Genomic DNA, 26,916 nt, shown 5'->3' with positions numbered 1-26,916 from the left:
CACATTAACTATATAATTTTATTTTATGTTAATAATAATAGATATATTTATAGTTATATTGTTCGATAATATATATAGTAATATAAAATATTATTTCCTCAATAGAATATAATTATTTTATATTCATTATAATATTTTGTATTCTACAATGTTTTACATTAAAAAAGATATCTTTGTATTTCTATTTGCTTATCTTTTTATCGATTTTTACAGTATTTTTTAAATAAAATATTGTTAACTCCATTTCAAATAAAATTGGTTTTATGATAAAATTATTTTTATTATATTTTAAAGGAGGCTTGTATTTGAACGATATCGATTTACTTAAAGTTATAAAGTTGTCTTTAGGATGCTCTCTTGCTATATTTATTGCTTGGCTATTAAAATTAGAATACTCAATGGTTGCTGGAGTTATAGTACTACTTACAGTAAAAAACACTAAAAAAGAAACTCTTAAAGGCTTTATTGGAAAGTTTTATGGTTTTCTTTTATGTACTCTTTTTTCCTACTTATGTTTTAATATTTTAGGATATAATTTGACTTCATTTTCAATATTTATATTTATAATTATACCAATTTGTTTTTTATTAAATATTCAAGATGTCATTGCTATGTGTGTAGTCATCGCATCCCATTACTTCATTCAAGGAGAAACATCTATTAAGTGGATTTTAAACGAAGCTGGAATATTTGCAATAGGGACTGGAATAGGTGTCATAATAAACATGTATATTCCAACAAATATACATAAAATCTATGAAGTTCAAAAAAAGTTACAGGAAGAAGTGAGCGTTGTACTTATAGACATTGCAGATATTATTGTAAACCCTAAAAAAGAGAATGAATATAGTAGAGATTTATATACATTAAATTCACTTATTGATAGAAGTATTTCTGAAACTTATGATAATATTAACAATACTTTATTAAATGACACTAAATTCTTCTTAGAACACATGGATATTATAAAAAGCCAACGGGATATTTTAGAAAGTTTGTATGGTTATGTATCTCAACTAAATTCTACACCACCACAAGCTCATATTCTATCTGCTTTCATACATAAGATAGGTTATACCAAATTTGAAGCTGAAACAGGCAATCTACTTCTTGAGGAATCGGATAGATTATTGTTAAGTATGAAAAATCAACCTTTACCTGTAAATAGAATAGAATTTGAGAATAGAGCCATTTTATTCTTATGCTTGACTAAGTTAAAACAGTTTTTAATTAATCGTATACATGCTCAGGAACTTAGAGATAATAATTTTTATAAATAAAAAGAGGAGAAATACAGTAGTTGACCCAACTAAAAAATATCAGATATAATGTTAAATGCGCCCCCAATAAGAGGGCGCAATGTTTATAATTTATTCTACGGTCATGAGTTAATCATTATTCATATCGAATATACATTACTTGACCAAGTCCAATATTAGCTTTTTCATCGGTAATTTCTATTTTAATAGTCACATCATTTTTTTTGCAGTACTTCGCTAATTCTGCACCAGAACGATTTCTACCACTAAAATCTAAAGAAAAAGGCTTATCATATTCAAAAGGATATTCAACAGGTTTACCTTCTGACGCTAATGCAAACATCCCATATGGTGTGTTCATAAATCCTATTACAGCAATCGTAAGATTTGATGGATTTAAATTTGATTTACTACCTATAAATTTAACTGTATTTACTGATGAATTAATTACAATACATCGAACACCTTCATACATTATATGTTTGTCCTTTATATCTCCAAATTTTCCAACAACCTTTGCCCCTTCTTGATGTGGTAACATAGTGTGCTTCCCAAGTGGTGCTGTTTTTGAGTTTGCACTACTGCTCCAACTGTTGGATATGCTGTTTTATCAAATGGTAATGGGTGGCTAAGACTCTTGTATATAATGTCCTTTCCTGCTGACTTATTAGCATCAATATCTACGTGATACAAACGCCCATCACCAAAACGTATAAGATTCCACTGGTGGTCATTTGATTTACTGTGGACATAATAAGATTCAATTCCCATCGCATCACACAAAGCCTTCATGCTCCTAGCCATTCCAGAGCATGCTCCTTTTTTAGTAACCAATGTATAGGCAGTATTGGCTCCCTCTGCTGCGTTCCAGTCAACATATGTTGTGTTATTTTTAATGTGATTATAGGCAACTAAAATCTTAGCATCTGTGGTCATATTCTTTGTGATTTTCTTATTCATAAAATCTGCTGTTGCTTGTGCTACTGAATTCAATTGTGCTTGTGATAGCTTCGGACCATATACACTATTACTTCCTGTGACATAGCTTTTTGGTGTTTTTGCAGTTACTTCCTTGGCTGTCATACCATAAACTGTGATACTCATACCTGAAGTTAAAATTATTGTCGCAATCAATAACTTGGTAGCTAACTTTCTAATTTTCTTCATACTCAATATTCTCCTTTATAAAATATAGTTACTTCCTATTCCTTGTCATTAATAAGGCTCACTTTAGATTTAAAAAGGTGGATTGTCAACATGTCTGTTTCTACATTCATACTTTTGTGAAATGTTCAAATTTCATGGAAAATCTAGTCGATATTTTTACATAGTTTGTATACAATATAACTAGAAAATCAGTGCCTTTGCTGTCAGCTTGATAAAATAATGTTAATTAATATGTTCAACACCATTATCATGTAGCAAATGCTATCTCTATCCAATTATTAGTAATGGCAAGAATAAATAGAATTGTAAATAATAGAGTTAAGGCTAATTTTGTATACATTTTATACAATCTCCACCTAATATTATATCTATTATAATTTTAATATTCAATACAGTTTCTGGAAAAATATAGAATGTATTCATAAAAATACTATATTATGATAAACTTTATTATATTTTAATTATACTATAAATATTATTTATTTAAATATAGAGACAGGTTTAAAATAAAAATATTACTGGAATTTTTTTATTCCAGTAATATTTTTATTTTAAAGTAGATAAAAGTCTTTATAAAATTTATGCAAATATTTTTATCTCTAATATTGTTATAGTCTTTATAATAACCTAACTATCTAGGTTTAAATAATCTGATATATCATAAAAATAGATATTAAAAATTGTATACGAACTATTTTCTGAACATACATCAATGTCATGACCCAAATTATCTATCATTTTCTTTACAAAATATAACCCCATTCCAGTAGACTTATACAATTGATTTCTTCCATTTGTACCTGTAAAACCTTTATCAAAAATCCTAACTATATCTTCTTCACTTATGCCTATTCCAAAATCTTTTATAGATAATACTACTCCATTTTCTAACTCTCTTGAATCAAACTCAATTTTACCAACTTTTTTAGAATACTTTATGGCATTATTAATAATTTGGTCTAAAATATATGACATACATTTAGAGTCTGTATAGACATCATAGTCTAGTTTATTTAAACTAACTTCAATGTTATTTTTTATAAGCAAAAATGAGTTATTTTTTATAGCCATTTTTACTAATTTTTCTAATTTAACCTTATTTATAAATACATCTTCAAACATGGTATTACTTCTACTACTATATAAAATGGAGTTAACTAAAAAGTTTATCTTAGCAACTTGATTCTTAATATCTATACTATCTTCTATACTGCTTAACCTATCTGTAATTATACTCAAAGAAGATATTGGAATCTTTATTTCATGAACCCACTTAGCCATGTACTCATCTAATTCTTTTAAAGATTGTTTATAAATTTCTATATCATTGTTATTTTTTATTTTTAGATTTTCTATAATAGCTCTCATTAGATTCTCTTCAAAAGATTGTCCCTCAACCAAATAACCATCTATTTCACCATTATCTTCTATACAATCATATAAACTTTTATAACTATTTCTAAAGCTGATATAATCCACAACAAAAAATAATATTGTTATAAATATTACTAAAAAATCCAAATATACCAACTCTGCATATTTATTTTTAAATACATCTATAGCAAATAAGTATATATTTATTATGCTGACTATAATTAAACAGATGATAAGATACTTAGACCTACCTTTTAAATACTTCGCTATCATTGTATTATATATCCTATGCCCTTCTTAGTTTTTATAAAATCATCAAAACCTAACTCTTTAACTTTACTTCTCAATCTATTCATATTTACAGTAAGTGCATTATCTGTCACAAACTCATCATTATTCCATAGAGTCATCATAAGACTTTCCCTTGATACAACTCTATTCTTATTTTTTAATAATAAGGTTAAAATTTTTATTTCATTTTTAGTCAATTCTAAACTTTCATCCTTGTATTTGTGCTTTATAATTCCTCCTCCCACATCAAATATCAACTCGTCGTAGTACATAATACTACTAGAGTCACTATAATTGTAGACTCTTCTTATTATACCGTTTATTTTGGTAACTAATATATCTATAGAAAATGGTTTGGTAATATAATCATCTGCTCCATTATTTATCCCCATTATTAAATCCATATCAGAATCTCTTGATGATAAAAATATTATTGGTACATTAGAAATAGCTCTAATTTTCTCACACCAGTAAAAACCATTATATAATGGTAAGTTTACATCTAAAAGTACTACATCTGGTTTTTTGTCTATAAATTCATCTAAAACTACTTCAAAGTTATTAATTAATTCTACATTAAATCCCCATTTATCCAATGCAAGAGCAATTTCTTTTGATAAATCAATATCGTCTTCTACTAATAAAATTCTATACATTTGCGTACTCTCCATTATTTTAATATTTAATTATGTTATAAATTATTAATATAATAACATATTTTATATAGGTTTATTGGTCAAATTCTTTAGTTAATCAACAAAGAGACTCTTATTAAAAGAATCTCCTCGTTTTTTAGTAATTTATCAATTAGCTTTTATATACTACACGCTTAAACTTACTGACAGATACTGCTCCATATATTATAAATATTATCAAGCATATAACTAAACTTAGTATATATATACTAAATAAATTAGCCATCATTAATTCTCCTGCTAACCTCAATGCAAAATAGCTAGATATTGTTGCACTTAACATTGGTAAAGTATAAAAAATAGCTACTTCTTTAAGTATAGCTCTATTTATATCTTTTTCTGTAGTACCTATTTTCAATAAAATCTTGTATTTATCTTTATCTTCATATGCATCACTATATATTTTCATGTAAATTATACTTCCAGCCACAAGTGCAAATACTAAGAATAAAAATACAAGCACTACATATGCAAACTTCATCCATTGACTTTCATTTTGAGCTTTATATCCATTTTGAATATAACCATTTTTTAAACTTAGATTCTTTTCAATATTTTTAAACATCACCTGGCTATTTTCTTCTTTAGATACTTTTGCCCCATAAAAATATACTTGTTGTCCTTCATTTCTTAATTTGAAATATGTATCATCATTTACTACTATGATACTTTGATTAAATCCTGTGCCTAACACTGGAACTTTTACTTCTCCCTTTGAAATATTATATAAATGTCCATCAAGGGTTACATGAGCTTCTTTTGTAGCTACTGTTACTATAGTTTGAGGGCTTTTTAACTCTATTACATTATCTCCTCTAACTAGCTTATCACCATACTCTTTTAATTCTTCATCATGACCATTTTCTTTAAGGATATTGCTAAAATCGCTATATTTTATTATAGCATTAGTTTTGTCATAAACATTCTTACTATCTGTGTTTTCTAAAATTGTTAGCTCTGGGTTTACTGAATATTTTATCTTATTAGTATCTTTTATTATATTCTCTATTTGTGTTTTATTCACTTCATCTTTGTCCAATGAAACTATACTGACAGTATATACATTTCTTTGCTCTTGAGCATTTTGATGTATAAATTTCATTGCAACTGATGCTCCAAGAGTAGATATTGTAGTGGTTATAATTATTGCTATTATAGCATAAGTTTTATAGTTTTTATTTAATCTGTAATTTATATTGTTTATTGCAATTATATTGTTTCCATTAAATAATATTTTTTTATTTTTTATTATAATATCAAATATAACAGGAACAACTGATTTAAATAGTCCATAAGTCCCAACTATTATTATAGCTATAACAGGTATTACACTCATTATATTTCCAGTCCTTATATTAGTAGAAAGGTAATAACCATATCCTATTACTATAATTGATATTATAGCTAAAATATATATACCTATTCCTACTTTAGGTATTTTTTCTTGCTTTTTAGATGTATTAATTAGATTTATTACGCTACTTCTACATATTGTTATAAAACCTTTTATAGCCATTACTATAAATATAGAGATAAATATCAAAGTAGTATATAGTATAGCTTCCATGCTAAGCCCATTAGATACCTTTATATCAAATCCAGATAACTTTATTATCACTACTTGAAAAAACCTAGAAGTTATTATTCCTATAATTATTCCTGTTATACAAGAACTTACCCCTATAAGCATATTTTCTACAAAATATATTCTTCCTATCGTATATAAGTCTAACCCCATAAAAGACAATATCCCAATTTCTTTTGACCTATTTTTAAAAAATATATTTGTTGCATACCAGATGAAGAAAAATAAAAATACTGATAGTATCATTATTACAGCTATTAACACTGATAATGTAAAATTTTTATTTTCTCCTTGCAATACATTTATAGCATCACCATATCTTAATAATTCAAAATTAGTTAGTACAACTACTGAAAAAACCATAGATATAAAAAATGCTAGATACGTTCTTATATTACTCTTAAAATTATTATACGCAATTCCAAGTATACTCACTTACATGTCACCTCCCATAGAGGCCAACATATCCATAATTTTTTTATAAAATTCTTTTCTGTTACTTCCTTTGTTTAATTTGCACTTTATATTCCCATCATTTATCATGTATACTTCATTAGAATAACTTGCAGTTAGAGGGTCATGTGTAATCATTATAATAGTAGCATTATTTTCTCTATTTATTCTTTCTAATGATTCTAAAAGCTCATATGCTGACTTAGAGTCTAAAGCACCTGTTGGTTCATCTGCAAATATAACTGCTGGGTTTGTAATTAATGACCTAGCTGCTGCTCCTCTTTGTTTTTGCCCTCCTGATAACTGATAAGGATATTTATCTAAATGATTTTCTAATCCAAATTTTTTGGCTATAGAAAATACCTTAGCTTCTATTTCCTTACTTTTCTTTTTTCCTAATGCTAGAGGAAGTGCTATGTTATCCATTAACTTCATGTTATCTAATAAATTGTAGTCTTGAAATATAAATCCTATTTTTTCTCTTCTTAGTTTTGACAGTTCATTATTTTTTATTTTTGATATATTAATTCCATCTAGGATTATCTCTCCTGAAGTTTGTTTATCAAGTGTAGACATAAGATTTAGTAATGTTGTTTTCCCTGCACCAGATGGACCCATTATCGCTATAAAATCACCTTCATTGACTGTAAGAGATATATTTTTTAATACATTTGTTCTAAATCCTTTTATCCCATAATCTTTTGATATATTTTTTATTTTTAATATTTCTTTCATAATAATAGCCTCCAGTTGCTAATTTTTTAATATATGTTTATTTTAAAGGTTTTATATAAATAAATCCTTAAGCAAATATTACATTTTAACTGTTAACATTACACTTTCGTAACATAGGCAAAAAGGCTATTAAAGTATTTAGTCTATAACTTTATATTATCAATTTATATTTGAGATATGTTTTTTAGCACTCTCAAAATTGTTCACTACTCTAAAATTATTTGATTTATTTAGCTCTAGCATTAATTCTGAAAATCTCTTATTTATCCTGCTTTCATCATCAATAATTGCAACAACTTGTATCCTATAAGTCATAAATTTTTGTAATGCAATACCTGCTAATCCAGTTTTTAGATTTAAAAAACCATCTGAAAGTGAATTATTACTAAGCATAAGATAATTTATACCATGCTCCATACATATAGATATAATATCCATTATTTCTCCTTCAGAATTAAACTTACTCTCTAAAAAAATATATTTTCTGTCATTTTGTTTTTTTATATTATAATTCATTTTTATTCCTCACTTCTGTTTTAAATGTTTTCTATTAATATGGATATAGAACCTAACATATCCTCAATAAACTTTATATCTCCCCATAACATAACTCTAAGCCTATTTTCATTTTCATTATATTTCAAGTTAATAGTGGAGCCACTTGACATTGAAGTCGGATTATTTACAAGTGCCAAAAGTAAGTTTGATAAACGTGAATATTCATTATTCGAGATACTATTTATATCAACTACTGTAGATACATTAACCTTTGGAATACATCCTAGTTCCTTATATGAATTCAATTTAAATTCTAAACCATTATTCTCATCACTCTTTACATCCATAAACCTATCTAAATCTTCTTTTGATATCCTCCATTGTTTGCCAACTTTATTAGCTTTTAATTTTTCATCTTTTATAAATTTTCTTATTGTCTTATGATGCATTTCTAAAATCTCTGCAACTTGGTCTATTGTATAAAACTTTTCGTCCATAATTACACTTACCTTTCATTTGATAATAACAATATATTAATTTAGAAATATCAAAAAGTCAAATTTATTTTGTATTTTATTGCTATCTATTAGATTTTAATGCACTTTAATTCCATCTTATTGCATTCTAACATTTTCTAGTAACTTATTATAATATCTTTACTAAACTTATAAATTAAATTGCTTAATCATGTCCAACTATAATGAAAAATCTCTTAAGTAAAAAAGCAATTTGAAAAAATTTAAAATCTTTTCAAATTGCTTTTCACAGTGTATTTTTACATTTTTATATTTCAATATTTCGACTAACAAGATAACTTTTAAAAGCTTTCTAATTCTTAATATTTTCAAGCTCTATTACCTTTTTTATACAATTATCATCTTCAAAATTCTTAGTTCTATCACAATCTCTCACTTTAAAGTCTGGAATAGTTTTAAATTCTTCATCACATACTCCATTCTTATTTAAATACATGCAACTCGCCATTCTAACTATCAGACCACTATTTTTTAAGTTAAACAATACAGGGTCTATACATCCACCATCTCCTCCAGTAGTTTCACCTACTAAAGTAGCAAATTTAGTTTCCTTACAAAACATAGCAAATGCCTCTGATGATGAATATATTTTTTTATCTACAAGCAAATATATATTGCCTTTAAACTTTAAGTCACTTTTCGATTTTATGGTATAGGAAGTATTTTCAAAACCACTGAAATCTTTCATAATCTCTTCTGGTGCATTTTTCTTTATGTTTGTTGGTAAGTTTTCTACAGGTTCTAATTTTATATTTCTTACACTTGTATATTTTTTTACTATTTCATTATTATTTCTATAGATTCTATATCCATTTATTTTAACATCATTTTTTATAAGTTTAGATACAATTCCTTGCCAATATCTATCACTTCCACCTGAATTTCCTCTTATATCGATAATTAAAGCTTTATGTTTTTCTAGAGTATTAATATATGCTTCAATTGCTTTTAAATCATTGTCTATAGGTCCATGCTTTGATGACATAGATGGTAGATACATGTATCCTACTTTACCTTTGATTGCATCTTCCAAAATTAATTCTCTTTTCACAAAAATATCATTTGGAACTTTTATTTTAGGATTTATAGAATCGTATCTATCAACAACTTTTTCATCATTAAGAAAATCGTACCAATCATTATTAGAATATGATTTCTTAAAAAGCTCATATCGTTTTTTATTATCGATTACCTCTGTATGTTTGTTATTTAATTCAGATAATATGAATGACATTTCTTCTATAAATTCTTCATCACTTTCAGTACTCTTTATTCTTTTTATATATTCGTCCTTATTTTCTAACCAATCAGTATTATTAATTCTTTTATTTACATTTAAATAAGGATATCCTGTTTTTATAACATTATATACATGTTTAAAATCATCCATCTTTTCTTCTTCAGATAGTTGATTCTTTTGGGAATAAGTAGAATTACCTAATAAAATTATAAATGTTAAAATAATTACTAAAAACAATATTTTCTTTTTCATATAGTTCTCATCAACTTTCAAATTTTATATTTTAATATATTAGTACCATTATAAATCTCTAACAATAATATTTAAACTTTATTATAATTCGTATATTAGTTAGGCATCTTTAATATCTTAATATTCTTATCGTAAATAGAAATTACTATTCTTATCTTTTTTAATTTATTTTAACTCAAAATAACTTCAAACAAATCAAAATGTAAGGGTCAAATAATTACTACATTTTATCATATACCTAAAGTATTTGTAAAAATAGATAAATTATTTTACTATTTTAGGGAACACTTACTATCAAGAAATCAACATAAAACTTCAGAATAGGAGAGATATATATGGTATTTTTTATAGTAGGATTTATAGCCTCTATTATAGGTGCAATTTCTGGTCTTGGTGGCGGAATTATCATAAAACCAGTACTAGATGCAGTAACTGAACTAGATGCTTCAGTTATAAATTTTTTATCAACATGTGCAGTATTTACTATGTCTTGTTCTGCTGTTACTAAACATATTAAATATAAAACTAAATTTGAAAAACCTACGACTGTCCTACTTGGAATAGGTGCAATTTTAGGTGGTTTAATTGGTACTGAGATATTTGAATTTATAGTTGATTTTATTAACAAAGATAGGTTTATAAAGCTAATTCAAAATGGACTCCTTTTGTCTTTATTAGTAATTATACTGGTGTACATAAACCTACCTAACAAAAAACAATTCCATATAAAGAATCGTATATTTACAGTTTTACTTGGATATACTCTAGGAATGATTTCATCTTTTTTAGGAATAGGTGGAGGCCCTATAAATATAACTGCTCTGACATTATTTTTCTCAATGAATTTAAAGAGTGCATCTGTTAACTCAATAATACTAATACTATTCTCACAAGCTTCAAAGATAATAACTCTATTAATTTCAAAGTCAATACCTTCAGGACTTGAAATATCGATGTTACTATATATAATTCCAGCTGCAATCTTAGGTGGAATATTCGGTACAACTATTAATAAAAAAATAAATAAAAGTAATTTAATCATTGCTTATAATTCAGTCATGTTATTCGTTATAATGACATGTCTGTGGAATATAATAAGATTATTTTAAAGGAGAGACTATAAATGAACAAAACTAATTTATTTGAAACAGTTAAAAATGCTTATATCTATGGATATCCAATAGTAGGTATGTATGAATTACTCTATACACAAATTATTAACCCAAAGACTAAGACAACAAGTTTTAATGAATTTGCTCATACTGCCACTGTAGCATCACCAAAAACATCATTTATACCAGCACCAAACAATGATACAACATATTCAAGAGCTTGGCTAGACTTACGTGAACAACCAGCAGTAATAGAAGTTCCAGACACCAATGATAGATACTACTCTATACAGTTATTAGACTTATTTACAGAAACAATTACTAATATTGGTAGAAGATTAACTGGGACAAAATCAAATAAATTTACTGTTATTGGACCAGATTGGAATGGTGATTTACCTAAAGATACCAATGTAATTAAAAGTGATACACCTTTTGCACTAGCATTTTTAAGGGTTCTTATCAATGATAAAAATGATGTTCAGGAAGTTAAAGATATACAAAACAAGTTTAGAATACATAGACTCTCCGAGATGTCTAACAAGACACATCATGATGACCATGATACCAAAGATTTGCCAATATATAAAAATTCAAATTACCATGAATTTTTTGAAACCCTTAATAGCATACTTTTATTAATCCCAACCTTAAAAACTAGAACAGACATATTGTCATCAAAACAGCTAAAAGAAGTTCCTGATGATATATTAAATGAAGCTTGTAATAGTGCGAAAGAACTTATTAATGAAGGTGGCTTAGCATTTGGAGAATCCCATAACTTCTGGAGAGTTGCTCGAAAAGGTATTGGTAATTATGGAGAAGATTATTTACAACGTTCAGTAGTGTGGCATAAAGGTGCTTTAGCTAATCAACCAGAAGAATCTTTATACCCAAGCACTTTCCAAGATAGTACTGGTCAATTTTTAGATGGAAATTTTGATTATGAGATAAAGTTCAATAAAAATGAACTTCCTCCTGTTAGCCAATTTTGGTCATTAACGATGTATTTGTTTAAAAATGCGTTCTTAGTAGATAATGAAATTGACCGCTACTCTATTGGAGACCGTACAAAAGGACTATTTTACGATGAAGATGGTTCACTAACCATATATATACAAAATAAATCACCTAAAGATAAAAATAAAATATCAAACTGGTTACCATCACCTAAAGATAAATTTTACATGACACTAAGATTATATGGCCCAAGTGAAGATGCCATTTTAGGTAAATGGTTACCTCCAGTTGTTACTAGAGTAAACCAATAAATTTGTTAATATTTAAAAGGAGTTATATTCATGAGTAATTTTGCTTATACTGAAAAATCAAAATTTGTTAATCCTAGATTAACAGAGCATTCTAAAACAATGGAACAGAAAATTTATAAAACAGGCGAAAATGTATATAGTGCAGTTGGTTTTGGATTATCTTATCCTGTTATGATTGAAGGAACTGATGGAATTATAATTATTGACCCAGGTGAAACTATTGAAATGATGGAAGAAATCATGAAGCATTTTCGTAAGATTACTGATAAACCTATTAAAGCTGTGATAATATCTCATAATCATGGTGACCATTGGGGTGGTATGAGTGTTTGTGTGAGTCAAGAACAAAGCCAAAGTAAAGAAGTTCTAGTTATTGTTGATGAAACATTTATAAAACACTTCTCACAAGCTAGTGGGGAACTACTAGATATTAGAATGGGAAGAGCTGTTTGGATGTATGGCTCTATACTTCCTAAAGGAGAACATGGTTATGTTAATTTAGGATGTGGACCAGTTTTATCAAAAGGTTCTAATAAATTTATTGAACCGAATACATTTTCATCTGTTGAAGATGGATTACAGATAACTATATCAGGAGTTGATTTAAAACTATTCCACTGTGAAGCTGAGACAGAAGATGCTATGTGTATATTTTTACCTAATGAGAAGATAATGTTTGTTGGAGATGCTGTCCAAGGTGAAATATTCCCTAATATATATACTGTTAGAGGTACTGTCCGTGATGCCAAGAAATGGTACACAGGGATTGATAAAATTCGTGAATATCAACCACATTATTTAGTTGGAACTCATATGAGACCCTTACATGGTAAAGATGAATGTAATTCCCTTCTAACAGATTATAGAGATGCTATACAATATACTCATGACCAAGCTGTTAGACTTATAAATATGGGTTATACTCCTGATTATGCACTAAATGAGTTAGGAAAACTTCCTCCTCATCTATTTCAAAGAGAACGTCTAGGTGAATTTTATGGAACATTTAAGCAGGGAATCAAAGCTGTTTATGACCAGTATATAGGTTGGTTTAATGGTGAGGCAAGTAAATTAAATCCTATTTATCCTAAAGATGCAGCTAAAAAATATGTAAAAATTATGGGTGGTCGTGAAATAATATTAGCTGAGGCTAAAAAAGCTATCCATGAAGAAGATTATGAATGGGCTACAGAGATATTAAATTATCCTATACGTATAGATAATAATGATATGGAGGCTAGAAGACTTAAAGCAACTGCTATTCGTATGCTTGGATACCAAACAGAAAATGCTACTTGGCGTAATTGGTATTTGACTAGTGCTATGGCATTAGATGGATGTTTTGAACAGATAGTAAATCAAGTTGGAGCTAATGCTGGATTTCCTCCATTTTCAAACTCATTTATAGGTCTAACATCCAAAGCTATGTTTGAATCTTTTAAGGTTAAATTAAATGGCCCTAAAAGTTCTGATGTTCATATGACACTACTTGCATGTGTGACTGATACTAATGAAACATTTAAGCTAGAGTTACGTAGAGGGATTGTTGAAATACATAATCAGGATAGTGACATAAAAGCTGATGTTTCAATTAATTCTTCTAAAGAAACTTGGGCAAAATTAATTACAAAAGAACTCTCAATTATTCAAGCTATTGAAAATGGTCTAGTTCAATGTGATACCCCTAAAAAAGCTCAAGATTATTTAGACTTATTTGATAAGTTTACTCCATTTGTAAATATGCCATTTTGGTTGCAGTAAATTTTAAAATACCTATTTTGAATTTGTTATTTCAAAATAGGTATTTTATTATGATTTTAATTTGATTTTGTATTTTATATATTATATCTACTTCTTAGATATTGTATCTACTTCATATATATATCTATTAAGTATAGCTTCTAGCATTTCTTGTCTTCCAGACTTATTCTTTATCACTGGCATTTGTAGTGCATAAATTTCTAATTCTTTAAATCCAACTTTACCATCTACTATGTCTTTACCTATACCTTCACTAAAGCTTGAGTATCTTTCTTTAGTAAAGTTTTCAAATACCTCATCTTCTAATAATTTATGAGCTACTAATAATCCCTTTGCAAATGTATCCATACCTGCAATATATGCTAGGAATAAGTCTTCCACTTCAAAAGATGCTCTTCTTACTTTAGAATCGAAATTGAAGCCTCCTGGAGCTATTCCCCCTTGTTTTAACACTTCATACATAGCAAGTGTTGCATCATATATATTTGTTGGAAACTGGTCTGTATCCCACCCTAATAATAGGTCTCCTTGATTCGCATCTATACTTCCTAAAACATCATTTATTCTTGCCATATTCAATTCATGTTGGAAAGTATGACCTGCAAGTGTAGCATGGTTTGCTTCTATATTCATTTTGAAGTATTTATCTAGATTATACTTTCTCAAAAATCCCAAAACAGTAGCAGTATCAAAATCATATTGATGTTTAGTTGGCTCTTTTGGTTTAGGTTCTATTAAAAACTGCCCAGTAAATCCTATTTCTTTAGCATAATCTACAGCCATTTGTAGAAATCTTGCGAAGTTATCCATTTCAAGCTCTGTATTAGTGTTAAGTAAAGTTTCATAACCCTCTCTTCCACCCCAGAATACAAAGTTTTCTCCTCCTAAATACTTAGTTATTTCCATGGCTTTCTTAACTTGAGCTGCTGCATAAGCGTAAACATTAGCATTACATGTTGTAGATGCACCATGAACAAATCTTGGGTTTCCAAACATATTAGCAGTTCCCCATAATAACTTTATCCCTGTTTCTTTCATCTTAACTTTTATGTATTCAACTATTTCATCTAATATCTTGTTTGTTTCTTCTAAATTTTTGCCTTCTGGAGCTATATCTCTATCATGAAAACAGAAATACTCAATTCCCATTTTAGACATAAATTCAAATCCTGCATCAACTTTAATCTTTGCAATTTCAATTGGGTCTGTTATATTATTCCAAGGTCTCTCCACTGTACCTACTCCAAATGGGTCATTACCTTCTCCACATAAAGTATGCCAGTAACTCATTGCAAATCTTAAGTGCTCTTTCATAGTCTTATTTCCTACTAATTGTTCAGGATTGTAGTATCTAAATGCTAACTCATTGTTAGATTGTGCTCCTTCAAAGTTTATCTGTCCTATTCCTTTAAATATTTCACTCATTTCATATCCTCCTAATGTTTTACACATATGATGTATGTAATATTTTTCTCAATTTAAACTATCTTTTATTTTCATTCTTAAAATATTTTTATTCTTCATCTTTAAAATTAACTACTTCATCTAATAATTTAAAATCATCTTTTAAAGATTTATATATCTTTTTATACAATCTATGATATCTCTTGTATGTATCTACATTTTGATTTATTGGCTCTAATTTAGTTGAAGTTTTTATTATAGTCTCACAAGCTTTCTGGACATTTTCGTATATACCAGCTCCTACTAATGCAAGAATTGCAACTCCTAGTGCTGGCCCTTCACTTGAATTTATAGTATATACATCTTGATTAAACAGGTCTGCTTGCATCTGTCTCCATACTTTACTTTTTCCACCTCCACCTGAGGCTCTTACTTCATTGACTTCTATATTAAGTTTTTCTATTATATCCATACAATCTTTTAGACTATATGAAACTCCCTCCATAATTGCCCTTGCCATTTCTCTTTTAGAATGTATTGGAGATAATCCAAAGAATACTCCTCTTGCATAAGGGTCGAGATGAGGAGTTCTCTCCCCCATCATGTATGGTAGATAAAGTAATCCATTACATCCTGTTGGTACTTGACTTACTTGACTATTTATAATTTCATATACATCTTTACCTAAAGAGTTTGACACTTCCAGCTCGCTTTGACAGAAATTATCTTTAAACCATTTTAGTGACAATCCAGCTCCTTGAGTAACTCCCATAACATGCCATGTATTTGGTATTGCATGACAAAAAGTATGAACTCTACCTTCCTTATCAATTTTCGGTTCCTTTGTATATGCAAAGACTACACCAGATGTACCAATAGTAGATGAAACTATTCCATCTTTAACTATTCCATTTCCTATTGCTCCTGCTGCTTGGTCTCCAGCTCCACCTACAACTATTGTTCCTTCTTTAAGTCCTGTTAAGTTTGCTACTTCCCTAGTCACATATCCTGTAATCTCTTGAGATTCATAAACTTTACCTAAAAGACTTTTATCTATATTTAACTTGTCTAGTACTTCATTACTCCAATTTCTTTTTCTTATATCAAGTAACTGCATACCACTAGCATCTGATACTTCTGTAGCATATTCGTCTGTTAATTTGTATCTTATATAATCTTTTGGAAGAAGTATTTTATTAGTATTTTTATAAATGTCAGGCTCATTATTTCTAACCCACAATATTTTTGATGCTGTAAATCCTGTAAGCGCTGGATTGGCAGTTATTTCAATCAATCTTTCTTTACCTACCAAATCAGTTATCTCTTCACATTCTTTTACTGTACGTTGGTCACACCATATTATAGAGTTTCTTAGGGTATTCCCTTCTTTATCTAGCATAACTAAACCATGCATCTGTCCTGATAATCCAATTCCTTTTATACATTCACTGCTTATATCTGAACTTTGAATTACATGTCTTATAGATTCAACTACAGCTTCCCACCAATCATTTGCATCCTGTTCTGCCCAACCTGCTTTCTCTTGTATAAGAGGATATTCATATGTACAACTTTCTATAGTATTTCCTAGTTTATCAAATAAGACTGTCTTAGTACCTGATGTACCAATATCTACACCTAATACATACTCCAACTTCATCCCTCCTTGAGACATCACTTAATAATTATCGTTTTCCTAATTCAAATTTTTTATATTTTAGGCATATTTTACTTGCTTTATTTTTGTTAGTATATTAAACTAACTTATGAACTAATAATAAAATATTTAATTATCTTTGTCAATGCAAAATAGCCTTTTATTTTTGTCTAAAAAGTATTACAATATTATTTTAAGGAGGAATATCAAATTGGTTACTGATAAATACACTATTCGAGAAATGAATGAAAGATTGGTACTTGAACAAATTATAAAGAATGGTCCTATTTCTAGAGCAAGTATAGCCTCTACTATAGGATTAAATAAAGCAACTATATCTGCTATTACCAAAAAACTTATCGATGAGTCTCTGATTCATGAAATAGGAATTGGAAATAGTACTCATAGTGGCGGAAGAAAGCCCATACTTTTAGTATTCAACAAATGTGCAGGGATTTCTTTAAGTATGGATATTGGATATGACTATATATTTTCTTCTCTATCTTACTTAGATGGGACTATTATAAAATCTAAGAAATTAATGGATATACAAGTAAATAAAGATAATGTTATACAATTAATAGATGAAATTATAGATAGCTATAACATATCCAAAATAGATACTCCTTATAATGTAATAGGGCTTACTTTAGCTATACATGGGATTACTTGTGAAAATAACATATTATTCACTCCATATTATAACCTCAATGAGATTGATTTATATGGTATCCTAAGTAAAAAATACGACTTCCCTATTCATATAGAAAACGAAGCAAACTTAACAGCTTTAGCTGAGAGTACTTTTTCAACTGTACATAATTCACTACTTAGTCTTAGTATTCATAGTGGATTTGGTTCAGGCATTATAATAAACAATAAATTATATAGTGGTAGAAATGGCATGAGTGGCGAAATTGGTCACACTATTATCATGCCTAATGGTAAACTATGTCCTTGTGGAAATCGTGGTTGTTTAGAACAATACTGCTCAGAGAAGAAAGTGTTTGAACAAATTTGTTCTTTAGAAAATATTCCTAAAATAGACCCTGATATGGTAAAACAACTATACTATGAAGATAATGAGAATACTAAAAAAGTTATCCATGAGTTTTGTAGTTATCTATCACTAGCTATAAACAACGCTATTGCAACTTATGCTCCTGAGATAATATATTTAAACAGCCAAATAATCAGAAATATACCTGAAATATTAGAGATTACAAAAGATATGCTAGTTAGCTCTTTTAACAAAGGCATAAATATAGAAATTTCATCGTTAGGTTCTGAGGCATCTCTATATGGTGGCTCTGCTGTCAATATTAAAAGCTTCTTAAATATACAAAACCTAACTTTGATGAATGAAATAAATGATAAAATAGCTGTATTATAATATTGAATAATCTGAGAACTAGCTTATTTAAGCTAGTTACATTTTTTAATATCAAATTGAATCTATCTATTACTTTTACTAAGATTGTAATAGGCTAAAAAATACAACTACATCTAAATCAGCATTTACAACAGATGAATCACTTCATAAGTCACTTTATTTAATAGCTTTAAGTTATATAAGTGAATTCAAAGTCTTAGAAACTGACCTAAATTATTAAATCAATAAAATATTCATCTTAATTAAATATTAGTTATAGTAATTATGAAATTCAAAAAAGTTAAGAATATCTTCATACATGTTCTATTTTTATAAGGATATAAATAATCTTAAATAAGGGTTATGACTATATAGCCATAACCCCTTTAAATTGTATATTCCAAAATCAAATTTATTCTGTAGTTAATACAAAATTATTTGCATTCTTTTCTCAGAAGTTATATATTAATTAAATCTTAATATATATTGTATTTATTCATCATCAGATAATAAACTTGCTGTTGGCTCAACAATAGAAATATTATCTTTACCTATTTTCTCCAGTTTTACTGCTAATTCTTTTGCGTCTGAAAAAGCTGATTCAACAACCATACCTAAATTTAGCCCTGAAATAATCTTAATTCTGTTATCACTACTAGCCTCTAATAACGCTGCATTGCATGGTGTTCCACCTAGTAAATCTACCATTATAACTATTTCTGAACTTTCCTTGTATACTTCCAAAGCCTTTTTAAGTTTTTTTATTGTTCCTTCAATTCCATCATCTTGTTTCATATTTACAGTAGGATAATCTATAGAATTTCCTATTATCATTTTTGCAGAATTTAATACTTCTTCAGCCATATTTCCATGACTCATTAAAATAATACTATTCATTTTAATACACCTCTCTAAATCTATAAAATATCTACAAGATAAGTTTTCTTGTCATCAGGTGTCATTATAGTTGTTATTTCAATTCCTTCATCTAAAAGTTTTTTAAATGCTTCTTTCTCTTCCTCTGTAACACTGATATTAGGTTTTAATACTGTTGTATCTTTTCTACTTGACATATTTCCTACATTTATATTGTGTATTTTTAATCCAGCTTCTACAAATGGAATAAGGTCAACAGGAGACTTAACAATTAATAATACATTTTGCCCTTCATACTTCCCAGCAGTAATATTTTTTATAGCAGTCTCTTCTGTAATTATAGATGATGCTATTCCAGCAGGTGTAGCCATTCTTAGAACTTGTTTTTGAACAGAATTATTAGCTACTGCATCATTTACTACCATTAATCTTGTAACACCTAACTTATTACTCCACATAGTTGCAACTTGACCATGGATTAAACGGTCATCTATACGAATATTTTTTATACCTTTCATTTCCATATCTAATATCACCCTTTCCTTATTTTAAAATACCTAATGCATATAAAATTATTGAAACAACCATTACACCTAAAATTAAGTATATAGGCTTTATGTTCTTTTTAAGAGCCCAATAAACAACTAAAACTAAAATTGCAGGAACTAGTCCAGGCATAATTTGGTCTAATATTTCTTGACCTTTCATTGTAAAGTCCCCTTGTTGAAAATTCAAAGCAACATTAGCTTTTACTACAGATGGTATTAATGCTCCCACCACCATTAATCCTAAAATAGATGTACTCTCAGTTAAAATCTTCAAACTTTTTTCAATTGAAGATATTAGCTTAGTACCTGATGTATATCCAGCATTAAATAGTGGTATACTTAATAATTTTAACGCTACACTCACTGCAATCCATAATAAGATTCCAAATGGACTTCCATCTATCGCCATATTAGCTGCTATTGCTCCAAAAATTGTCCATGGAATAACAACAAATAAACTATCTCCTAAACCTGCCACTGGTCCCATCAATCCTGTTTTAATTGAAGTAACAGCCTCTTCAGTATCTTCACTTGATAATTCCTCCATAGCTACATTAATACCCAAAATATAAGGTGCAACCCATGGATTAGTATTGAAAAACTGTAAATGATTTAATACAGCTTTTTGAAGTTTTTCTGGGTTATCTTTATATACTACCTTTAAAAATGGTAGTACTGCATAACAATATGCTAAAGCTTGCATCTTCTCATAATTTGAAGAAACAGAACTTGTGAAAAACCAACGCCATAGAACACTTTTCTTAACTTTTTCATTTGATTTATTTACTGATACATTATCACTCATCTTCATCCATACCTCCTGCCACAGTATAATGTTGTGCTTGATTTTCTACATTCTTTTTGTAAATTATAAGTGCAATTGCTCCTCCAATTAAAGCTACACCTAACAATGGTACTTTCATATATACTGCTAAAACAAAACCAATTACTAAATAACTAAAATACTCCTTAGCAGGAAGGTATCTAAGTAATAATCCTATTCCTACTGCTGGAAGTAATCCTCCAGCTACTGTTAAACCACCTGTTAACCATTCAGGTGTATATTTTAAAATTGTGTTAATTAAAGAAGGTCCAAATATTACAGATAAAGCAACTGGAATACCTGTTGTAGCTGCTGTTAATAATACTCCTAACATTTGCATATATGTTATATTTTTGTAATTTCCTTTTCTAGCTCCATCTTCTGCTTTATGAACTAGCCATATACCAATAGTATTTCTAAGAACATCTAACTGTACCATCAATAAAGCAACTGGAATACCTATAGAGATTCCTACAGATGCTTCTTGCTTCGTTGTAATAGTTATAAATGTTGCTACTATACTTGCTGTCTGATAATCAGGTATTGATGCTCCACCAAAGTTACTAATACCTAATGATAATAATTGTAGTGTCCCTCCGATATATAAACCTGTGTTTATATCACCTAAGATAAGACCAGTAATAAAACCTGCTGTTACTGGTTGATATGTTCCAAACATTGTTGAATTTTTTTCATAGTTTATAAAAAATCCATATACTACTATTAATAATAATTGCCATAATTGTGGTTCCATTATGATTTCACCTCGCTCAAAATATTTTTTAACTCTTCAAAGTTATATTTAGAATTTTGCTTTAAGAAAATAGGAATTTCTTCAAGAGGGCATTCAATTTCATAAATTTTTCCACCTTCATAACTGACCCCACTAAAGATATTCTCCCATGTATATCCTTTTGGTAAATATACTTTTCTACCTCTATCTTTATAATTCATTATTGGAGCAACCAAAATTTCATCTCCAAGCATATATGTATTATCAATCTCCCAAGCTTTATCATCTTCAGGAAATTCATAAAATAAAGTTCTCATAACTGGTGTACCTTCTTCATGAGCTTCTTTCATCAATTTTGATAAATAAGTTTTTATACTCTCTCTAATTTTGATAAACTTTGTAAGAATTGTTTCAACTTCTTCACCATAAGACCATATTTCATTAGGAGCTCCTGTTACCATTGAACCTCCACCTTTATTTGATAATGGTTTGCTATGAGGCAATCTATCTCCATGCATTCTTAAAATTGGTGAAAAGGTAGCATATTGGAACCATCTTACCATAAGTTCTCTAAATTCTGGGTCTTTAGGATTTCCTCCATGGAAACCTCCAATATCTGTTGTCCACCATGGTATACCTGCTAGTCCCATATTTAATCCTGTATTTACTTGATTATTAAAAGCTTCAAAACTAGAATCAATATCACCAGACCATACTAAAGCTCCATACTTTTGAGCTCCTGCCCAAGCTCCTCTTACAAGAGTTACAACAGACTCTGTATCATCATGTAAACCATGATAAATCATTTTTAAATAATCAATAGGATAAATGTTACCACAACTTAAAACATTTCCTTTTTTATATCTATAGTTATCAAAATCATAAACAGAATATCCAGGTTCAGCTACATCTAACCAATAATAGTTAATTCCAAGCTGTTTATAATTTTTATCTATTCTATCCCAAACATAGTCTCTTGCATCTCTGTTTGTCATATCTACAAATACCGTATTCCCTTGAATTTGCATTGTCATTCTGACACCACGATTAACATTAACTAAATAACCATTTTCTAAATAATCATTGTAGTTTTCTGCATCACTTTGAACTGTAGGCCATACAGATACCATTGGCTCTACTGAATACTCTTCTTTTAGTTTCCTAACTAATTCCTTGGGATTTTTCCAATAATCTAGGTCAAATTTATATTCACCTTGTTTAGGCCAATGGAAATAGTCAATTGCAATTGATGAAAGTTTAATTCCCCTTTTAGAATATTCTTCCACAACATCTAAAACTTCTTCTGAAGTTCTATATCTTAATTTACTTTGCCATAGCCCTAAAAGGTTTTCAGGCATCATAGGAACAGTTCCTGTAACTTGAGAGTAATTTTTATTTAGCTCTTTTGGGCTTTCTCCACAAGTAATCCAATAGTCTATAAATTTCGTAGAAAACATCTTCCATTCTGTCATATTTTTGGCAAAAGATACTTTTCCAATCCCTGGATTATTCCATAAAAATCCATAACCTAAACTAGAAATATAAAAAGGAACTGATATTTGAGAATTTCTTTGTGCCAATTCTAGCACAGTATTCTTTAAATCTAAAAATTTATGTTGATATTGTCCCATTCCAAAAACTTTTTCAGAAGGCTCAGACTCAAATCTAGTAGTCACTTCAAAGTCTCCATTATAACTTGGTCGATATTCTCTTGATTTTAATTTAAGAGTAGAGTTGAAGTCTTTGGTAATTTCTATTGTACCTACATCTTCCCCACCATCATCATGTTTTACAGCTCTTAATCGAATATACTCTTTCAATAATATTTCATTTTTATCATTGTAAAAAGTGATTCTATCTCTATGGTCTAAGACAGCCTTTATCTTTCCATTTTTAATGATTACACTACCATCTTCATTTTTATTAATTATAATATCGTCTTTATTTAACTTAGGTTTTTCGTTAAGAGCATAGTTTTCATCAACAAAATTTTGGTCCACAAATGACCTGATACGTAAAGAATTTTTTCCCCATGCTTCTATTCGCAATAATTCATTGTCAAACCTTTTTTCAATATAATCTTCAAATATTCTTACCACAGCCACCCTCCTAAATAGATGATATAGTGTTATATTTAATGTACTGTTAGGTCAACTACTTTAATATATCAATTGATGTAGATGATTTTATTTTGTCATTTATTTGTACATTAAACTAACTTACCAATAATATACTTTATTTGACTCTATTTGTCAATCGTTTTCCATAATTTAACGTAATTTTCCAATTTAATAAAAAATAATACTTTTTAATGTCTTAAATTTCTTTTAATTTATATTTTTTAGTTTGTCATGATTAGAAAGTATAACAAATCATATATTTTTAGTAATTTTTTTGTACTGCCCCATATGTATTAAATCATTCTATAATGGTAATTGGTATAATTTGAATTTGTTAGTAATTTGATTAATTAATACATGTTTTAAATATAATTTATAGATTTTATGACAAAAACAAAAGATACTAGCTTTAACAAACTAGTATCTTCAAGAGTTTTGTTCTTTTAATTTTAAAATTACTACAAATTTAATTTATATAAATAATCATTTTATAAATTCATTTATATTATTATAGGTATTCAATACTCTTTTAATATTAAATAGTTATCATACTTTCTAAAAATATATTTATTTTCCTTCTTCAGATTCATCAAATCCAACTATTGGTATATTAAAATTGTATTCATTAAGTAATTTTTCCAACTCTTCTATAAAAATTCCTTTACCATCTACCATTTGTACATCATTTATTTTGTTCATCAAATCAGTGCAACCGCATAATTCACCAGACCACTTCTCAGAACTACATGTCTTATTATAACCACAGCTTGGGCTACCATCTATTGCAATAATACTTTTTATATTGTAATTATTTTTTAAGTATTCATCAAACTGCATTATATAAGGTACCAACATTTGTCTACACTGTTTTCTAAAAAACATATTATCAAACTGTTCTTTTACATGCCCCCATCTATTTATTCCATACATAATTATCTCTGGGCAAGGTAGTTGAATTATTCCATATCCATTATTTATTAAATCTACTGCTATATTTTGTGCACCTTTAAATTCTGATGAGCCCTCTACTTTGGAGTTACAGTTTAATATACAATGACATACTACTACAATCTCTCTACTTCTTTTCATAATAATCTCCTTAGTTATTCTTAACTTTAATAATACTATATATTTCACCAATTATATTATTTATTTGCTCTATATTCGTAATATTCTATATAGAAATATACAATTAGTAATCTTTTATAATCTATAATATGATAAATGTATACATTTTTTAGGAGGTATTATAATTGAATACTAAAAAAATCACGTTTTCTTCAATGTGTATAGTTATTAACATTGTCTTAGGTATATTTATATCTATGATAAACATACCTTTATTATTTTTAGATACAGTTGGTACTGTACTTGGGGCTGTTGTATTAGGTCCTTTTTGGGGTGCTCTTATTGGTGGATGCACAAACTTAGTTTTAGGTGTTATATCAGGACCTACAAATATTCCTTTTGCTCTTGTAAATATTGCTCTTGGTCTTATTGTCGGTTATATTTCTAAGAAAAAAGGGTTTGGCTATAAAGAGGCTCTTATCACAGGAATAATTTTAGCTGTTGTTTGTCCTTTAATTGGTACTCCTATTTCAGTTTTATTATTTGGGGGATTAAGTGGAAGTGGTGCTGATTTATTGGTTGGTTTTTTAGTTCAATCTGGGCAGAAGATATTTACTGCTGCATTCTTTCCAAGAATTCTCAGCAATATAGTGGACAAGCCTTTATCTTGTATCATGGTTGTATATTTTATAAGTAAAATGCCTAAAGGTTTTATAAGCCAATATAGTAGAAATACGTCTAGTTCGTCTTAATGAGTTATTTATACATATGATTTATTAATAAAGTCATAGACTTATCTTTGTATAATATTTTTTATTAGGCATTAATATTAACAATTTAATTAGATAGTATTTAAATTAATTTAATTATCTAATTTATTACTCAAAAAGAGATATTGCAGAAACATTCAATATCTCTTTTTGTATTTCTATATTATCCATATTCAATTGTTTATTTTAATCTACTATTAAACTATAAATTTATTCTTTATACTTGTTAAGATTATTTGACTTATATACAGAATCCTCTATATATTCTAATACAATTGTAACTTTAAAACTTGTATAATATCTTTTAACTAGATTTATCTAGATACTTGAAGAACTAGTTATTTAGTTAAATAAATACACACTAAATCTTCTCTATTTTATTTTTTAATTTTTCTGTATTTGTATATAACTTTATCTCAAATGTTCATAAGATTATTTTCTTTTATTAACACTCTACTGTTCCTACTGCTTTTCCTACACATCCACAAACTTCCATTCTACTCTTCACAAACTCTTTAACTGAATCTAAACCTTTTTTACCATACTTCTTAGGGTCAATCACTTCTGGGTCAGAATTAATCACATCCTTAACACCATTACTATAAGCAATCCTTAATTCTGTCGCATAATTAACCTTACAAATTCCTCTTTTTATAGATTCTTTAATCATCTCATCTGGTATTCCAGACCCTCCATGTAACACTAATGGAACTGATACCACTTCTCTAATGTCAGACAATCTATCTAAATCAAGCTTTGGTTCTCCTTTATATAGACCATGTGCTGTACCTATTGCTACTGCTAGAGATGATACTCCTGTTCTCTCTACAAACTCTTTTGCTTCTAGTGGGTCTGTGTATGCTCCACCATCTCCACCATCTAAGTCGTCTTCCTTACCTCCAACTTTACCTAATTCAGCTTCAACAGGTATATCTGAAGGCATACATGCATCTACAACAGATTTGGATATTGAAATATTGTCTTCGTAACTTTCATGAGAACCATCAATCATAATAGAAGTATATCCAACTCTAAGTGCTTGCATAGCTAGTTCAAAACTTGAACCGTGGTCTAAGTGCATTGCTACAGGTATACTTGCCTTTTCTGATGCTACCTTTACATTTGCTAAATAATAATCTAACCCTGCATACTTTATTGTTGAAGGTGTTGTTTGTAGTATTGCAGGTGATTTAAGTTCCTCAGCAGCCTCTATTACTGCCATAACCATCTCCATATTTTCTACATTAAATGCACCTACTGCATAATGTCCTTCTTGTGCATCTAATAATATTTGTTTAGTTGTCACTAATGCCATA

Annotated in this window: 22 protein-coding genes and 1 pseudogene; 6 read left to right on the top strand and 17 right to left on the bottom strand. The window is 28.3% G+C overall.

The genetic code is table 11. The features are described 5' to 3' along the window. Nucleotides 1-305 precede the first annotated feature (305 nt). The gene (locus Q3304_RS02460; protein WP_407814219.1) at nt 306-1,280 is read left to right on the top strand and encodes an aromatic acid exporter family protein; all 975 of its coding nucleotides are present in this window, start codon (nt 306-308) and stop codon (nt 1,278-1,280) included. A 115-nt stretch (nt 1,281-1,395) separates the two neighbouring features. Here the strand turns inward: Q3304_RS02460 and Q3304_RS02455 are convergent. From Q3304_RS02455 to Q3304_RS02420, 8 genes and pseudogenes are all read right to left on the bottom strand, one after another. Next, nucleotides 1,396-2,426: pseudogene (locus Q3304_RS02455) on the bottom strand (transglutaminase domain-containing protein). A gap of 627 nt (nt 2,427-3,053) precedes the next feature. Continuing rightward, nucleotides 3,054-4,073 carry a sensor histidine kinase gene (locus Q3304_RS02450; protein WP_407814218.1) on the bottom strand — a complete coding sequence of 340 codons (1,020 nt, stop codon included), beginning with the start codon at nt 4,071-4,073 and terminating at the stop codon, nt 3,054-3,056. Beyond that, entirely contained in the window at nt 4,070-4,747 is a 678-nt protein-coding gene (locus Q3304_RS02445; RefSeq protein WP_407814217.1) for a response regulator transcription factor, read from the bottom strand. The genes Q3304_RS02450 and Q3304_RS02445 overlap by 4 nt, the downstream gene beginning before the upstream one ends. 151 nt (nt 4,748-4,898) lie before the next feature. Continuing rightward, nucleotides 4,899-6,806: an FtsX-like permease family protein gene (locus Q3304_RS02440; protein WP_407814216.1), complete on the bottom strand. Its 1,908-nt coding sequence runs from the start codon at nt 6,804-6,806 to the stop codon at nt 4,899-4,901. Continuing rightward, the gene (locus Q3304_RS02435; RefSeq protein ID WP_407814215.1) at nt 6,807-7,559 is read right to left on the bottom strand and encodes an ABC transporter ATP-binding protein; all 753 of its coding nucleotides are present in this window, start codon (nt 7,557-7,559) and stop codon (nt 6,807-6,809) included. It lies immediately after the preceding gene. A 159-nt stretch (nt 7,560-7,718) separates the two neighbouring features. Next, complete coding sequence (locus tag Q3304_RS02430; RefSeq protein WP_074179882.1) at nt 7,719-8,075, bottom strand: DUF4180 domain-containing protein; 357 nt, start codon at nt 8,073-8,075, stop codon at nt 7,719-7,721. Between the two features lie 20 nt (nt 8,076-8,095). Further along, nucleotides 8,096-8,554 (bottom strand): helix-turn-helix domain-containing protein, encoded by a 459-nt coding sequence (locus Q3304_RS02425; protein ID WP_054271567.1) that lies wholly within the window; start codon nt 8,552-8,554, stop codon nt 8,096-8,098. Between the two features lie 331 nt (nt 8,555-8,885). After that, entirely contained in the window at nt 8,886-10,085 is a 1,200-nt protein-coding gene (locus tag Q3304_RS02420; RefSeq protein WP_407814214.1) for a S41 family peptidase, read from the bottom strand. 335 nt (nt 10,086-10,420) lie between these two features. On the opposite strand from Q3304_RS02420, the gene Q3304_RS02415 reads away from it, so the two are divergent. Genes Q3304_RS02415 through Q3304_RS02405 form a run of 3 tightly spaced genes read left to right on the top strand, consistent with a single transcriptional unit; the run spans nt 10,421 to nt 14,229 of the window. After that, nucleotides 10,421-11,194, top strand: coding sequence for a sulfite exporter TauE/SafE family protein (locus Q3304_RS02415; protein WP_054271569.1), 774 nt, complete (start codon nt 10,421-10,423; stop codon nt 11,192-11,194). Nucleotides 11,195-11,208: 14 nt separating this feature from the next. Continuing rightward, entirely contained in the window at nt 11,209-12,468 is a 1,260-nt protein-coding gene (locus tag Q3304_RS02410) for a DUF1254 domain-containing protein (RefSeq protein ID WP_407814213.1), read from the top strand. A 30-nt stretch (nt 12,469-12,498) separates the two neighbouring features. Then, nucleotides 12,499-14,229, top strand: coding sequence for an alkyl sulfatase dimerization domain-containing protein (locus Q3304_RS02405; protein ID WP_407814212.1), 1,731 nt, complete (start codon nt 12,499-12,501; stop codon nt 14,227-14,229). Nucleotides 14,230-14,316: 87 nt separating this feature from the next. On the opposite strand, the gene xylA is transcribed toward Q3304_RS02405, so the two are convergent. Together xylA and xylB are read right to left on the bottom strand one after the other, a co-directional pair. Next, nucleotides 14,317-15,654: a xylose isomerase gene (xylA, locus tag Q3304_RS02400; RefSeq protein WP_407814211.1), complete on the bottom strand. Its 1,338-nt coding sequence runs from the start codon at nt 15,652-15,654 to the stop codon at nt 14,317-14,319. A gap of 88 nt (nt 15,655-15,742) precedes the next feature. After that, on the bottom strand, nt 15,743-17,293 hold the full coding sequence (xylB, locus tag Q3304_RS02395) for a xylulokinase (RefSeq protein WP_407814210.1): 1,551 nt from the start codon (nt 17,291-17,293) through the stop codon (nt 15,743-15,745). A gap of 208 nt (nt 17,294-17,501) precedes the next feature. On the opposite strand from xylB, the gene Q3304_RS02390 reads away from it, so the two are divergent. Further along, on the top strand, nt 17,502-18,683 hold the full coding sequence (locus tag Q3304_RS02390; RefSeq protein ID WP_227832069.1) for an ROK family transcriptional regulator: 1,182 nt from the start codon (nt 17,502-17,504) through the stop codon (nt 18,681-18,683). A gap of 471 nt (nt 18,684-19,154) precedes the next feature. On the opposite strand, the gene Q3304_RS02385 is transcribed toward Q3304_RS02390, so the two are convergent. The 6 genes from Q3304_RS02385 to Q3304_RS02360 all read right to left on the bottom strand — a co-directional run bounded on the left by Q3304_RS02385 (nt 19,155) and on the right by Q3304_RS02360 (nt 24,851). Then, nucleotides 19,155-19,559: a PTS sugar transporter subunit IIA gene (locus Q3304_RS02385; protein WP_054271575.1), complete on the bottom strand. Its 405-nt coding sequence runs from the start codon at nt 19,557-19,559 to the stop codon at nt 19,155-19,157. A gap of 20 nt (nt 19,560-19,579) precedes the next feature. Next, complete coding sequence (locus tag Q3304_RS02380) at nt 19,580-20,062, bottom strand: PTS sugar transporter subunit IIB (RefSeq protein ID WP_044213929.1); 483 nt, start codon at nt 20,060-20,062, stop codon at nt 19,580-19,582. 19 nt (nt 20,063-20,081) lie between these two features. After that, nucleotides 20,082-20,897 (bottom strand): PTS system mannose/fructose/sorbose family transporter subunit IID, encoded by an 816-nt coding sequence (locus tag Q3304_RS02375; RefSeq protein WP_223153229.1) that lies wholly within the window; start codon nt 20,895-20,897, stop codon nt 20,082-20,084. Further along, a complete protein-coding gene (locus Q3304_RS02370; protein ID WP_021385973.1) occupies nt 20,884-21,663 on the bottom strand; it encodes a PTS sugar transporter subunit IIC in 780 nt (259 codons plus the stop codon). Before Q3304_RS02370 ends, Q3304_RS02375 begins: the two co-directional genes overlap by 14 nt. Further along, complete coding sequence (locus Q3304_RS02365; RefSeq protein ID WP_054277539.1) at nt 21,663-23,741, bottom strand: TIM-barrel domain-containing protein; 2,079 nt, start codon at nt 23,739-23,741, stop codon at nt 21,663-21,665. Before Q3304_RS02365 ends, Q3304_RS02370 begins: the two co-directional genes overlap by 1 nt. Before the next feature lie 588 nt (nt 23,742-24,329). Continuing rightward, nucleotides 24,330-24,851 (bottom strand): CD3072 family TudS-related putative desulfidase, encoded by a 522-nt coding sequence (locus tag Q3304_RS02360; protein ID WP_407814209.1) that lies wholly within the window; start codon nt 24,849-24,851, stop codon nt 24,330-24,332. A gap of 164 nt (nt 24,852-25,015) precedes the next feature. Here Q3304_RS02360 and Q3304_RS02355 point away from each other — a divergent pair, with 164 nt between their 5' ends. Continuing rightward, the gene (locus Q3304_RS02355) at nt 25,016-25,582 is read left to right on the top strand and encodes a CD3073 family putative ECF transporter S component (RefSeq protein ID WP_054271578.1); all 567 of its coding nucleotides are present in this window, start codon (nt 25,016-25,018) and stop codon (nt 25,580-25,582) included. A 463-nt stretch (nt 25,583-26,045) separates the two neighbouring features. Here the strand turns inward: Q3304_RS02355 and gatY are convergent, their stop codons facing one another. Beyond that, the gene (gene gatY, locus Q3304_RS02350) at nt 26,046-26,915 is read right to left on the bottom strand and encodes a tagatose-bisphosphate aldolase subunit GatY (RefSeq protein WP_407814208.1); all 870 of its coding nucleotides are present in this window, start codon (nt 26,913-26,915) and stop codon (nt 26,046-26,048) included. Nucleotide 26,916 lies beyond the last annotated feature (1 nt).

The sequence above is a fragment of the Clostridioides sp. GD02377 genome, from assembly GCF_045899875.1.
In the GTDB taxonomy this organism is placed as follows: domain Bacteria; phylum Bacillota; class Clostridia; order Peptostreptococcales; family Peptostreptococcaceae; genus Clostridioides; species Clostridioides difficile_A.
This window is presented reverse-complemented; position numbering and strand designations above follow the sequence as displayed.